Origin of the sequence: Vibrio artabrorum, assembly GCF_024347295.1 — a bacterium.
Taxonomy (GTDB): Bacteria; Pseudomonadota; Gammaproteobacteria; order Enterobacterales; family Vibrionaceae; genus Vibrio; species Vibrio artabrorum.
Genome location: NZ_AP025458.1, coordinates 2,709,429 through 2,721,612 on the forward strand (window position 1 = coordinate 2,709,429; position 12,184 = coordinate 2,721,612).

The following is a 12,184-nucleotide window of genomic DNA, read 5'->3' on the forward strand; positions in this document are numbered from 1 at the left end:
ATTAACGGCCGTAACCTTTCAGATTCGCTTTCTTTAACACAGAATCATACTGTTGTGACATCAGATGAGTCTGTACCTGTGCCATAAAATCCATGATAACAACCACTACGATTAGTAGTGATGTACCGCCGAAGTAGAAACGTACGTTCCACGCGACCATCATGAATTCAGGAATCAGACATATAAAAGTAATGTATAGAGCGCCCGCTAGGGTTAATCTAGTCATCACTTTATCGATATATCTCGCTGTCTGCTCACCTGGGCGGATACCGGGTACGAATGCACCAGACTTCTTCAAGTTATCAGCTGTTTCACGTGGGTTAAACACCAACGCTGTATAGAAGAAACAGAAGAAGATTATAGCTGCTGCATAAAGCATTACATACAAAGGTTGACCTGGGCTAAGAGCTAATGACACGTCAGTTAACCAACCGAACGCGCTGCTTTCACCATTTTGACCAAACCACTGCGCTAATGTTCCTGGGAACAAAATAATACTTGATGCAAAAATCGCTGGAATAACACCTGCCATATTAATCTTAAGAGGCAAGTGAGAGCTTTGTGCTGCAAAAACTTTACGACCTTGTTGACGTTTCGCATAGTTAACGACGATACGACGTTGACCACGCTCCATGAAAACCACGAAGTAAATAACAGCAAAAGACAATACAGCAATCAACAGCAGAAGAAGCACATGCAATTCACCTTGACGCGCTTGCTCGATTGTTTGACCGACTGCAGAAGGCAATCCAGCAACAATACCTGCAAAAATCAGAATGGAAATACCATTACCGATTCCTCGCTCAGTGATTTGTTCACCTAACCACATTAAAAACATGGTACCAGTTACTAAACTCACGGTAGCAATAAGCGTAAACATGGTTTGGTTGATAACAACCAGATTGTCGACCATGTTTGGTAAGCCTGTTGCGATACCAATAGCTTGGAATATTGCAAGTACAAGCGTGCCATAGCGCGTATATTGGCTTATCTTACGACGGCCTGCTTCACCCTCTTTCTTGAGTTCCGCTAACGCTGGATGAACTACAGTTAGCAATTGGACTACAATCGATGCCGATATGTACGGCATGATACCCAATGCTAATATAGATGCACGCTCAAGGGCACCACCGGAGAACATGTTAAACATTTCAACGATGGTACCTTTTTGCTGATCGAACAAATCGGCAAGTACAGCTGCGTCAATACCAGGGATCGGCACAAAAGAGCCAGCTCGGAATACTAAAAGTGCACCAATTACGAATAGTAAGCGTGACTTTAGTTCACTTAAGCCGCTCTGAGCACTACGAAAATCTTTTCCTGGTTTCTTAGCCATCTGTACCTCGTTCCTCGAGATTATTCCTCGATTTTACCGCCTGCAGCTTCGATTGCAGCTTTAGCGCCTTTAGTCACGCGTAGACCTTTAACAGTTACCGCTTTGCTTAGGTCACCAGAAAGAACAATCTTAACAAACTCGATGTTCTTAGTGATAACGTTAGCAGCTTTAAGGCTGTTAAGATCAACTACGTCACCTGTTACTTTCGCTAGCTCAGCTAGACGAACTTCAGCAGACACTAGGCTCTTACGAGAAGTGAAACCGAATTTAGGTAGACGTTGTTTTAGAGGCATTTGACCGCCTTCAAAACCTGGACGAACAGAGCCGCCAGAACGTGACTTTTGACCTTTGTGACCGCGGCCACCTGTTTTACCAAGGCCAGAACCGATACCACGACCTACACGCTTCTTAGAAGGTTTAGAGCCAGCAGCCGGTGATAGAGTATTCAAACGCATTCTGATTACTCCTCAATCTTAACCATGTAGTAAACCTTGTTGATCATACCGCGTACGCACGGAGTATCTTCAAGTTCTACTGTATGGTTGATGCGACGAAGACCTAGACCTTTAAGACACGCTTTGTGCTTAGGTAGGCGACCAATTGAGCTTTTAGTTTGAGTTACTTTAATAGTTGCCATCGTGTGCTTACTCCGAAATAGATTCAACAGTTAGACCACGTTTAGCAGCAACCATTTCTGGTGACTTAACGTCTACTAGAGCACCAATCGTTGCACGAACGATGTTGATCGGGTTCGTTGAACCGTATGCTTTAGAAAGTACGTTATGTACGCCCGCAACTTCAAGTACAGCACGCATTGCACCACCGGCAATAACACCTGTACCTTCAGCAGCTGGCTGCATGTAAACTTTAGAGCCCGAATGACGACCTTTCACCGGGTGGTGAAGAGTGCCTTCGTTCAGCGCAACAGTAACCATGTTACGACGCGCCTTTTCCATTGCTTTTTGAATCGCTGCAGGTACTTCACGAGCTTTGCCGTAACCGAAACCTACGCGACCGTTACCGTCACCAACTACTGTTAGTGCAGTAAAGCTCATGATTCGACCACCTTTAACCGTTTTTGATACACGGTTAACTGCGATCAGCTTTTCTTGCAAATCATTAGCTTGTTGTTGTTCTTTAGCCATCTTCCAACCCTACCTTAGAATTTCAGACCAGCTTCGCGAGCAGATTCTGCTAGCGCCGCTACTCGACCGTGGTATTGGAAACCAGAACGATCGAATGCAACCGAAGCTACGCCTTTTTCAAGAGCGCGCTCAGCAACAGCTTTACCAACTGCTTTAGCTGCATCAACGTTACCAGTGTTCTTAACTTGCTCACGGATCGCTTTTTCTACAGTAGAAGCAGCTGCGATAACCTCAGAGCCGTTTGCCGCGATAACTTGTGCGTACACGTGGCGAGGAGTACGATGTACTACCAGGCGAGTCGCACCAAGTTCTGCAATCTTACGACGTGCACGTGTAGCACGACGGATGCGAGATGCTTTCTTATCCATAGTGATACCTTACTTCTTCTTAGCTTCTTTAGTACGCACATTTTCATCTGCGTAACGAACACCTTTACCTTTATAAGGTTCAGGAGCACGGTAAGAACGAATGTCAGCCGCAACTTGACCTACTACTTGCTTATCGCAACCAGTAATAATGATCTCAGTTTGGCTCGGGCACTCAGCTTTAACACCTTCAGGTAGAGCGTGCTCTACTGGGTGAGAAAAACCAAGAGTTAGACCTACAGCGTTGCCTTTCATAGCAGCACGGTAACCAACACCCTTAAGAGTTAGCTTCTTAGTGAAGCCCTCAGTAACACCCACAACCATGTTATTAACTAGAGCGCGAGCTGTACCAGCTTGTGCCCATGCGTTAGCAACACCTTCTTTCGGACCGAAAGTTAGGTTGTTTTCTTCCTGTGCAATAACTACGGCGCTGTTAAGAACGCGAGTAAGCTCACCTTTGCTACCTTTTACAGTAACTTCTTGGCCGTTTAGTTTCACCTCTACGCCAGCTGGAATAGCGACAGGTGCTTTAGCAACACGAGACATAATCTACTCCTTAAGCTACGTAACAGATGATTTCACCGCCAAGACCTGCTTTGCGAGCAGCACGGTCAGACATCAGACCCTTGGAAGTAGAAACAACTGCAATACCAAGACCACCCATCACTGTAGGTAAAGAGTCTTTATTTTTATAAACTCTTAAACCAGGACGTGATACGCGCTTGATTTGCTCGATTACAGGTTTAGCTTGGAAGTACTTAAGAGTAACTTCTAGCTCAGGTTTTGCTTCGCCTTCAACAGCGAAGTCTACGATGTAACCTTCAGCTTTAAGTAATGCAGCAATTGCAACTTTAAGCTTTGAAGAAGGCATTTTTACAGCAACTTTGTTTGCTGCCTGACCGTTGCGAACGCGGGTCAGCATATCCGAAATCGGATCTTGCATGCTCATAAGATTTACTCCAAATGATTAAGTGGCAATTACCAGCTAGCCTTACGAAGACCCGGAATCTCGCCTTTCATGCAAGCTTCGCGAACCTTAATACGGCTTAGACCGAATTTACGTAGGTAACCGTGTGGACGACCAGTTTGGTTGCAACGGTTGCGCTGACGTGATGCACTCGAATCACGTGGAAGAGATTGCAGTTTAAGAACCGCATTCCAACGATCTTCTTCAGATGCGTTTACATCGCTAATGATAACTTTTAGCGCAGAACGCTTTTCAGCGAACTTAGCTACTAGTTTTGCACGTTTAGCTTCACGTGCTTTCATTGATTGTTTAGCCATAACAGTAACCCTACCCTTACTTACGGAATGGGAAGTTAAAGGCAGCCAGCAGAGCTCGGCCTTCCTCATCGGAACCCGCAGAAGTCGTGATAGTGATATCAAGACCGCGGACGCGATCGACTTTATCGTAGTCGATTTCCGGAAAGATGATTTGCTCGCGAACGCCCATGCTGTAGTTACCGCGTCCGTCAAAAGACTTAGCGCTAACACCACGGAAATCACGTACACGTGGAAGTGCGATAGAGATTAAACGCTCTAAAAATTCCCACATGCGCTCACCACGCAAGGTTACTTTACAACCAATTGGGTAGCCTTCACGAATTTTGAAACCAGCTACAGATTTACGCGCTTTAGTGATAAGTGGCTTTTGACCAGAGATCGTTGCCATATCAGATGCTGCGTTTTCTAGTAGTTTCTTATCGTTGATAGCTTCACCAACGCCCATGTTTAGGGTGATTTTCTCAATCCTAGGGACTTGCATGACGCTTGTGTAGCTGAACTCTTTGGTAAGCTCAGCGACTACAGACGACTTGTAGTAATCATGCAGTTTCGCCATAGTAGAACTCCAAATTACTTCTAATTAGTTAGAAACAGTTTCGCCGTTAGATTTGAAGAAACGAACTTTCTTACCATCTTCGATACGGAAACCGATACGGTCTGCTTTACCAGTAGCCGCGTTAAAAACAGCAACGTTAGAAGCATCAATAGCTGCTTCTTGTTCAACGATGCCACCTTGTTGACCTAGAGCCGGAACCGGCTTTTGGTGTTTTTTAACAAGGTTGATGCCTTCAACGATAACTTTACCAGTTGTCAGAACCTTAGTTACTTTACCTTTCTTGCCTTTATCTTTACCAGCAAGAATGATTACTTCGTCATTACGACGGATTTTAGCTGCCATGTTGCCGCTCCTTACAGAACTTCAGGTGCTAGTGATACAATCTTCATGAATTTCGCGTTACGAAGTTCACGAGTCACAGGACCAAAGATACGTGTGCCGACTGGTTGCTCAGTAGTGTCATTTAACAATACACAAGCATTACTGTCGAAGCGAATGACAGAACCGTCTGGGCGACGAACGCCTTTACGGGTGCGCACTACTACCGCCTTCAGAACATCACCTTTCTTTACTTTACCGCGAGGAATCGCTTCCTTCACTGTAACCTTGATGACGTCACCGATATGTGCATAACGGCGGTGAGAGCCACCCAGAACCTTAATACACATTACCTTGCGCGCGCCAGAGTTATCTGCTGCGTCAAGTGTACTTTGCATCTGGATCATTGTTAGTGCTCCGCTAAATATTAAAACTAGACCCTCTCGGGTCGGGCTGCCTCTTTAAAAGGGACGCGAATTGTACCACCCTTTTTTTAAATTGGGTAGACAAAAAATAAACGGCTCCAAAAATAATTTGGAGCCGTTTATAAGTTATAGAATCACAAAGATTAAATCTTCGCTTTTTCTAGAACTTTAACCAATGTCCAAGACTTAGTCTTAGACAGAGGACGACACTCAGCGATTTCAACTTTGTCGCCTAGGCTACAAGTGTTGTCTTCGTCGTGTGCGTGTACTTTAGTCGTGCGTTTAACGTATTTACCGTAAATTGGGTGTTTTACAGTACGTTCGATAGCAACAACGATAGACTTGTCCATCTTGTCACTTACTACACGGCCTTGCTGGATGCGGTTAGTTTCGCTCATTATGCGCCTGCCTTTTCAGTCAAAACAGTTTTCACACGTGCGATGTCACGGCGTACAGCTTTTAGAGTATGAGTTTGCTGAAGTTGACCAGTTGCAGCTTGCATGCGCAAGTTGAACTGTTCACGTAGCAAAGTCAATAGCTCAGCGTTAAGCTCTTCAACGTTCTTTTCGCGTAGATCTTGTGCTTTCATCACATCACCTGCTTAGTTACAAAAGTAGTTTTAACAGGCAGTTTACGTGCCGCTAGGCGGAACGCTTCACGTGCCAACTCTTCAGGTACGCCGTTCATCTCGTACATAACTTTGCCTGGTTGGATTTGAGCAACCCAGTACGCAACTGAACCTTTACCTTTACCTTGACGAACTTCAAGAGGCTTTTCAGTAATCGGTTTGTCTGGGAAAACACGGATCCAGATTTGACCTTGACGCTTAATGTGACGTGTCATAGCACGACGTGCCGCTTCGATTTGACGTGCAGTCAGACGACCACGGCCAACAGCTTTAAGACCGAATTCGCCGAAGCTTACTTCAGTACCTTTAGCTAGACCACGGTTACGACCAGTCATAACCTTGCGGAACTTAGTACGTTTTGGTTGTAGCATCGTTCGACTCCTTACTTACGGCCTTTACGCTGCTTCTTAGGCTTATCGCCTTTAGGCTCTACTGCGTTAGCAGCTGGCATACCGCCTAGAATCTCACCTTTGAAGATCCAAACTTTAATGCCGATCACACCGTATTGAGTGTGAGCCGAAGAAGTTGCGTAATCAATGTCTGCACGTAGAGTGTGTAGAGGCACACGGCCTTCACGGTACCACTCTGAACGTGCGATTTCAGCACCGCCAAGACGGCCGCCTACTTGTACTTTGATGCCTTTAGCGCCTAGACGCATAGCATTTTGTACCGCACGCTTCATTGCACGACGGAACATAACACGACGCTCTAGTTGAGACGCGATGCTATCAGCTACAAGCTGACCATCTAGCTCAGGCTTACGTACTTCAGCGATGTTAATTTGCGCTGGTACACCTGCGATTTTAGCTACAGCTGCGCGTAGCTTCTCTACGTCTTCACCTTTCTTACCGATAACAACACCAGGACGAGCTGTGTGAATAGTCACACGGATGCTCTTCGCTGGACGTTCGATAACGATACGAGATAATGATGCTTTTTGTAGTTCCTTGGTAAGGAACTGACGTACCTTGAAGTCGCCGTCTAGGTTGTCAGCGAATTCGTTGGTATTAGCAAACCATGTAGCATTCCAAGGCTTGACGATGCCAAGACGAATACCATTAGGATGTACTTTCTGACCCATTGCTTACTCTCCTAGTCTTTAGCGATCTGCTACAACAATAGTGATGTGGCTTGAACGCTTCAAGATACGATCCGCACGACCTTTAGCACGAGGCATAATGCGCTTCATGATAGGGCCCTCATCTACGAAGATTTTAGCGACATTTAGATCGTCGATATCTGCACCTTCGTTATGTTCCGCGTTAGCGATAGCTGACTCAAGAACTTTCTTAACCAATACAGCAGCTTTTTTGTTGCTGAAAGTTAGAATTTCTAGAGCCTGGTCTACCGACTTACCGCGAATTTGGTCTGCAACTAAGCGAGCTTTCTGTGGAGAAATACGAGCAAAGTTATGTTTAGCTAAAGCTTCCATCATCTACTCCTTATTTCTTCTTAGCTTTCTTATCTGCAGCATGACCGCGATAAGTACGAGTTGGTGCAAATTCGCCCAGTTTGTGACCGATCATTTCTTCGGTAACGAAAACTGGAACGTGCTGACGACCATTATGGACAGCGATGGTCAAACCAATCATTGTTGGGATGATCATTGAGCGACGGGACCAAGTCTTAATAGGCTTTTTGTCTCCGCTTTCCACCGCTTTCTCTACCTTCTTCAGCAAGTGTAGGTCAATAAAAGGACCTTTCTTGAGAGAACGTGGCATGGCGATTCCTCTTTATAAATTATTTAGTGCGACGACGTACGATGTACTTGTCAGTGCGCTTGTTCTTACGAGTCTTGAAGCCCTTAGTAGGAACGCCCCAAGGAGATACTGGGTGACGACCACCAGATGTGCGGCCTTCACCACCACCATGTGGGTGATCCACCGGGTTCATTACTACACCACGTACGGTTGGACGTACGCCGCGCCAGCGTGAAGCACCAGCTTTACCAAGTTCACGTAGCATATGCTCAGAGTTACCAACTTCACCGATCGTTGCACGACCTTCAGAAAGTACTTTGCGCATTTCACCAGAACGTAGACGAATAGTTACGTATGCACCATCGCGAGCGATGATTTGAGCATAAGCACCAGCCGAACGAGCTAGTTGAGCACCTTTACCAGGCTTAAGTTCAACACAGTGTACAGTAGAACCTACTGGGATGTTGCGCATCGGCAGAGTGTTACCTGCTTTGATTGCAGCATCTACGCCAGATTGAATCTGGTCGCCTGCGTTAACACCTTTAGGTGCAATGATGTAACGACGCTCACCGTCTGCGTACAGAACTAGAGCGATGTTAGCACTACGGTTTGGATCGTATTCTAGACGCTCAACTTTCGCTGGAATGCCATCTTTAGTACGTTTGAAGTCAATTACACGGTAATGGTGCTTATGACCACCACCGATGTGACGTACTGTAATACGACCGTTGTTGTTACGACCACCGTTCTTAGAGTTTTTCTCTAGAAGTGGTGCGTATGGCTTACCCTTGTGTAGGTCAGCGTTAACAACTTTAACGACGTGACGACGACCAGGGGAAGTCGGCTTACATTTAACAATAGCCATTTTTACTACTCCTGTTATTCCGCGCCGCCAACGAAGTCAAGATCTTGACCTTCTTTCAAAGTAACGTAGGCTTTCTTAACGTCTGAACGACGGCCTTCACGCATACCTTGACGTTTGGTCTTACCCTTTAATACAAGAGTATTTACAGACTTAACTTCAACTTCAAATAGCTTTTCTACAGCTGCTTTGATCTCTTTCTTAGTTGCATCTTTAGCTACTTTGAAAACGATAGTGTTCGCTTTCTCAGCTGCCATAGTTGCTTTTTCAGAGATGTGCGGAGCACGTAGAACTTTTAAGATACGCTCTTCAGTGATCATGCTAGCATCTCCTCAACTTGCTTAACTGCGTCAGCAGTCATTAGAACCTTGTCGAAAGCGATTAGTGACACTGGATCAATACCAGCAACATCACGTGCATCTACTTTGTATAGGTTACGAGCAGCTAAGAATAGATTTTCATCTACTTCGCCAGTCACAATCAGAACGTCGCTTAGCTCAAGCTCTTTAAGCTTAGCTGCAAGTTCTTTTGTTTTTGGTGCTTCTACAGAGAAGTTATCAACAACGATTAAACGCTCTTGACGAACTAGCTCAGAAAGAATGCTCTTCATAGCACCACGGTACATTTTTTTGTTTACTTTTTGGCTGTGATCTTGTGGTTTCGCAGCAAAAGTAACACCACCTGTACGCCAGATTGGGCTACGAATTGTACCAGCACGTGCGCGGCCAGTACCTTTTTGACGCCATGGCTTAGCGCCACCGCCAGATACTTCAGAACGAGTCTTTTGAGCACGAGTACCTTGACGAGCACCTGCTGCATATGCAACAACTACTTGGTGTACAAGAGCTTCGTTGAAGTCACGTCCGAAAGTAGTCTCGGAAACAGTTAGTGCATCAGCACCTTTAACCATCAATTCCATTACTTACTCCTAGACGTTATGCTTTAATAGCCGGTTTTACGATCACGTTTCCGCCTGTTGAGCCCGGTACTGCACCTTTAATAAGGAGTAGATTGCGCTCAGCGTCAACACGTACGATCTCTAGGTTTTGAGTCGTTACACGCTCAGCACCCATGTGACCTGCCATTTTCTTGCCTTTAAACACGCGGCCTGGAGTTTGACATTGGCCAATTGAACCCGGTGCGCGGTGAGACAAAGAGTTACCGTGAGTCATATCTTGAGTAGAGAAGTTCCAACGCTTGATAGCGCCTTGGAAGCCTTTACCTTTAGATGTACCAGTAACGTCTACTTTTTTAATTTCGTTGAAAAGTTCTACGTTTAGCTCAGCGCCAACTTCAAACTCTTCGCCGTTTTCTAAACGGAATTCCCAAAGACCGCGACCTGCTTCTACACCCGCTTTCGCGAAGTGACCAGCTTCAGGTTTAGTTACACGGTTAGCTTTCTTAGCACCAGTAGTTACTTGGATTGCTGCGTAGCCGTCTGTCTCAAGAGTTTTAACTTGAGAAATACGGTTCGCTTCAACCTCAACAACAGTTACTGGGATAGAAACGCCTTCTTCAGTAAATACGCGGGTCATACCCACTTTACGTCCGACTAGACCAATCATTATTCTTATCTCCCTTAACCTAGGCTGATTTGAACATCAACGCCAGCTGCAAGATCAAGACGCATTAGAGCATCAACAGTTTTATCTGTTGGCTCAACGATGTCGATCAAACGCTTATAAGTACGAATTTCGTACTGGTCACGTGCATCTTTGTTGACGTGTGGAGAGGTAAGAACAGTGAAACGCTCTTTACGAGTAGGAAGTGGAATAGGACCACGAACCTGTGCGCCAGTACGTTTTGCTGTTTCAACGATTTCCGCAGTTGAAGCATCGATTAGCTTGTAATCAAACGCTTTAAGGCGGATACGAATACGTTGGTTCTGCATGAGACAGAGCTCCAATTATTAAAAATTACACAAACAATATCGCCACTCAAGCTCGAAAGAACGAGAGAATGCCGATTGATTTATGTGAAACCGTAGCATCCAAAATCAGGACGCATTGTCAGTTAACTTTTGAAGCAAGCACGAAGCTTACTATTTTTATTAACCGCGAACATAAGCTGAGTATACGTTACTAGGTAAGACCTACTCCTCAGTGCTCATTGGTTCACAAACCGGCGTTAGCCAGTGCGATGCATTATACAGATCACACTTTAGTATGCAAGTGGTGTTAGGAAAATAATCGGAATATATTGAAAAAGGAGCTTGGGGAAATGTGGAGTATCACGCGATAAAAGAATGTTTCTCTCTAAATAACAAAAGGGAAGCCGAAGCTTCCCTTTTCAGATGCGTGCTCTTCTAATGAAGAGTGTGCAAAAATCTAAATGCTATTAAGCGAAGATTTTAGCTACAACACCAGCACCAACTGTACGGCCACCTTCGCGGATTGCGAAACGTAGACCTTCGTCCATTGCGATTGGAGCGATTAGCTCAACCGTCATTTGAACGTTGTCACCTGGCATTACCATTTCTACGCCTTCTGGTAGAGTGATGTCGCCTGTTACGTCAGTTGTACGGAAGTAGAACTGTGGACGGTAACCTTTGAAGAAAGGTGTGTGACGGCCGCCTTCGTCTTTAGAAAGTACGTATACTTCAGACTCAAACTTAGTGTGTGGGTTGATAGAACCTTTCGCAGAAAGTACTTGACCACGTTCAACGTCATCACGCTTAGTACCACGTAGAAGTGCACCAACGTTCTCACCTGCACGACCTTCGTCAAGCAGTTTACGGAACATTTCAACACCAGTACAAGTAGTAACAGTCGTCTCTTTGATACCAACGATTTCTACTTCGTCACCTACGCGTAGGATACCACGCTCGATACGACCAGTTACAACTGTACCACGACCTTGAATTGAGAATACATCTTCAATTGGTAGTAGGAACGGTTGGTCTACTGCACGCTCTGGCTCAGGGATGTAAGAATCTAGTGCTTCTGCAAGCTCAATGATCTTGTCTTCCCACTGCTTCTCGCCGTTTAGTGCGCCAAGTGCAGAACCTTGGATAACTGGTAGGTCATCACCAGGGAAGTCGTATTCAGAAAGAAGTTCACGAACTTCCATCTCAACTAGCTCTAGAAGCTCTTCGTCATCAACCATGTCACATTTGTTCATGAATACGATGATGTAAGGGATACCAACTTGACGACCAAGTAGGATGTGCTCACGAGTTTGAGGCATAGGGCCGTCAGTCGCAGCAACAACTAGGATACCGCCGTCCATTTGTGCAGCACCAGTGATCATGTTTTTAACATAATCCGCGTGTCCTGGACAGTCTACGTGTGCGTAGTGACGTGCTGGAGTGTCGTACTCAACGTGAGAAGTTGCGATTGTGATACCGCGCTCACGCTCTTCTGGAGCGTTATCGATAGATGCGAAATCTTTAGCAACACCGCCGTATACTTTTGCAAGAGTAGTACAGATAGCAGCAGTTAGAGTTGTTTTACCGTGGTCAACGTGGCCGATAGTACCAACGTTTACGTGCGGTTTCGTACGTTCAAATTTTTCTTTAGACACAATCGTGTTCCTTCCTAGTTATGATTCGCCACGTTCATTATTG

Annotated in this window: 23 protein-coding genes; all 23 read right to left on the reverse strand. The window is 45.4% G+C overall.

All coding sequences use genetic code 11. The features are described from left to right. Position 1: 1 nt before the first annotated feature. The 23 genes from secY to tuf all read right to left on the reverse strand — a co-directional run bounded on the left by secY (position 2) and on the right by tuf (position 12,141). Positions 2 to 1,336 carry a preprotein translocase subunit SecY gene (gene secY / locus OCU36_RS12250; RefSeq protein ID WP_261838226.1) on the reverse strand — a complete coding sequence of 445 codons (1,335 nt, stop codon included), beginning with the start codon at positions 1,334 to 1,336 and terminating at the stop codon, positions 2 to 4. A 20-nt stretch (positions 1,337 to 1,356) separates the two neighbouring features. Continuing rightward, positions 1,357 to 1,791, reverse strand: a complete 435-nt coding sequence (gene rplO / locus OCU36_RS12255; protein ID WP_004736758.1) for a 50S ribosomal protein L15 — start codon at positions 1,789 to 1,791, stop codon at positions 1,357 to 1,359. A gap of 5 nt (positions 1,792 to 1,796) precedes the next feature. Continuing rightward, a complete protein-coding gene (rpmD, locus tag OCU36_RS12260; RefSeq protein ID WP_004736756.1) occupies positions 1,797 to 1,973 on the reverse strand; it encodes a 50S ribosomal protein L30 in 177 nt (58 codons plus the stop codon). Between the two features lie 7 nt (positions 1,974 to 1,980). Beyond that, complete coding sequence (gene rpsE / locus OCU36_RS12265) at positions 1,981 to 2,481, reverse strand: 30S ribosomal protein S5 (protein ID WP_004738783.1); 501 nt, start codon at positions 2,479 to 2,481, stop codon at positions 1,981 to 1,983. 14 nt (positions 2,482 to 2,495) lie between these two features. Then, positions 2,496 to 2,849 carry a 50S ribosomal protein L18 gene (gene rplR, locus OCU36_RS12270; RefSeq protein WP_004738784.1) on the reverse strand — a complete coding sequence of 118 codons (354 nt, stop codon included), beginning with the start codon at positions 2,847 to 2,849 and terminating at the stop codon, positions 2,496 to 2,498. Between the two features lie 9 nt (positions 2,850 to 2,858). Beyond that, positions 2,859 to 3,392, reverse strand: a complete 534-nt coding sequence (gene rplF, locus OCU36_RS12275) for a 50S ribosomal protein L6 (protein ID WP_261838227.1) — start codon at positions 3,390 to 3,392, stop codon at positions 2,859 to 2,861. A gap of 10 nt (positions 3,393 to 3,402) precedes the next feature. Beyond that, a complete protein-coding gene (rpsH, locus tag OCU36_RS12280; protein ID WP_004738788.1) occupies positions 3,403 to 3,795 on the reverse strand; it encodes a 30S ribosomal protein S8 in 393 nt (130 codons plus the stop codon). Between the two features lie 29 nt (positions 3,796 to 3,824). Continuing rightward, the gene (gene rpsN / locus OCU36_RS12285) at positions 3,825 to 4,130 is read right to left on the reverse strand and encodes a 30S ribosomal protein S14 (protein WP_004738789.1); all 306 of its coding nucleotides are present in this window, start codon (positions 4,128 to 4,130) and stop codon (positions 3,825 to 3,827) included. A gap of 16 nt (positions 4,131 to 4,146) precedes the next feature. Further along, positions 4,147 to 4,686, reverse strand: a complete 540-nt coding sequence (gene rplE, locus OCU36_RS12290) for a 50S ribosomal protein L5 (RefSeq protein ID WP_004736744.1) — start codon at positions 4,684 to 4,686, stop codon at positions 4,147 to 4,149. A gap of 24 nt (positions 4,687 to 4,710) precedes the next feature. Beyond that, positions 4,711 to 5,028 carry a 50S ribosomal protein L24 gene (rplX, locus tag OCU36_RS12295; RefSeq protein ID WP_004738792.1) on the reverse strand — a complete coding sequence of 106 codons (318 nt, stop codon included), beginning with the start codon at positions 5,026 to 5,028 and terminating at the stop codon, positions 4,711 to 4,713. 11 nt (positions 5,029 to 5,039) lie between these two features. Then, on the reverse strand, positions 5,040 to 5,411 hold the full coding sequence (gene rplN, locus OCU36_RS12300; protein WP_004736740.1) for a 50S ribosomal protein L14: 372 nt from the start codon (positions 5,409 to 5,411) through the stop codon (positions 5,040 to 5,042). A gap of 161 nt (positions 5,412 to 5,572) precedes the next feature. Further along, the gene (gene rpsQ, locus OCU36_RS12305) at positions 5,573 to 5,827 is read right to left on the reverse strand and encodes a 30S ribosomal protein S17 (RefSeq protein ID WP_261838228.1); all 255 of its coding nucleotides are present in this window, start codon (positions 5,825 to 5,827) and stop codon (positions 5,573 to 5,575) included. Continuing rightward, positions 5,827 to 6,018, reverse strand: coding sequence for a 50S ribosomal protein L29 (rpmC, locus tag OCU36_RS12310; RefSeq protein WP_005597119.1), 192 nt, complete (start codon positions 6,016 to 6,018; stop codon positions 5,827 to 5,829). The genes rpsQ and rpmC overlap by 1 nt, the downstream gene beginning before the upstream one ends. After that, positions 6,018 to 6,428, reverse strand: coding sequence for a 50S ribosomal protein L16 (rplP, locus tag OCU36_RS12315; RefSeq protein ID WP_004736736.1), 411 nt, complete (start codon positions 6,426 to 6,428; stop codon positions 6,018 to 6,020). The genes rpmC and rplP overlap by 1 nt, the downstream gene beginning before the upstream one ends. Before the next feature lie 11 nt (positions 6,429 to 6,439). Then, entirely contained in the window at positions 6,440 to 7,138 is a 699-nt protein-coding gene (gene rpsC, locus OCU36_RS12320; RefSeq protein WP_004736734.1) for a 30S ribosomal protein S3, read from the reverse strand. Between the two features lie 18 nt (positions 7,139 to 7,156). Further along, positions 7,157 to 7,489, reverse strand: coding sequence for a 50S ribosomal protein L22 (gene rplV, locus OCU36_RS12325; protein WP_004736732.1), 333 nt, complete (start codon positions 7,487 to 7,489; stop codon positions 7,157 to 7,159). A 10-nt stretch (positions 7,490 to 7,499) separates the two neighbouring features. Beyond that, entirely contained in the window at positions 7,500 to 7,778 is a 279-nt protein-coding gene (gene rpsS / locus OCU36_RS12330) for a 30S ribosomal protein S19 (protein WP_004736729.1), read from the reverse strand. Between the two features lie 19 nt (positions 7,779 to 7,797). Next, positions 7,798 to 8,622 carry a 50S ribosomal protein L2 gene (gene rplB, locus OCU36_RS12335; RefSeq protein ID WP_010435149.1) on the reverse strand — a complete coding sequence of 275 codons (825 nt, stop codon included), beginning with the start codon at positions 8,620 to 8,622 and terminating at the stop codon, positions 7,798 to 7,800. A gap of 14 nt (positions 8,623 to 8,636) precedes the next feature. Continuing rightward, positions 8,637 to 8,939 carry a 50S ribosomal protein L23 gene (gene rplW / locus OCU36_RS12340; RefSeq protein ID WP_004736765.1) on the reverse strand — a complete coding sequence of 101 codons (303 nt, stop codon included), beginning with the start codon at positions 8,937 to 8,939 and terminating at the stop codon, positions 8,637 to 8,639. Next, positions 8,936 to 9,538 carry a 50S ribosomal protein L4 gene (gene rplD, locus OCU36_RS12345; RefSeq protein WP_261838229.1) on the reverse strand — a complete coding sequence of 201 codons (603 nt, stop codon included), beginning with the start codon at positions 9,536 to 9,538 and terminating at the stop codon, positions 8,936 to 8,938. Before rplD ends, rplW begins: the two co-directional genes overlap by 4 nt. A gap of 16 nt (positions 9,539 to 9,554) precedes the next feature. Continuing rightward, positions 9,555 to 10,184 (reverse strand): 50S ribosomal protein L3, encoded by a 630-nt coding sequence (gene rplC, locus OCU36_RS12350; protein WP_261838230.1) that lies wholly within the window; start codon positions 10,182 to 10,184, stop codon positions 9,555 to 9,557. A 14-nt stretch (positions 10,185 to 10,198) separates the two neighbouring features. After that, a complete protein-coding gene (rpsJ, locus tag OCU36_RS12355; RefSeq protein WP_261838231.1) occupies positions 10,199 to 10,510 on the reverse strand; it encodes a 30S ribosomal protein S10 in 312 nt (103 codons plus the stop codon). A 446-nt stretch (positions 10,511 to 10,956) separates the two neighbouring features. Continuing rightward, complete coding sequence (gene tuf, locus OCU36_RS12360; RefSeq protein WP_261838232.1) at positions 10,957 to 12,141, reverse strand: elongation factor Tu; 1,185 nt, start codon at positions 12,139 to 12,141, stop codon at positions 10,957 to 10,959. Positions 12,142 to 12,184 lie beyond the last annotated feature (43 nt).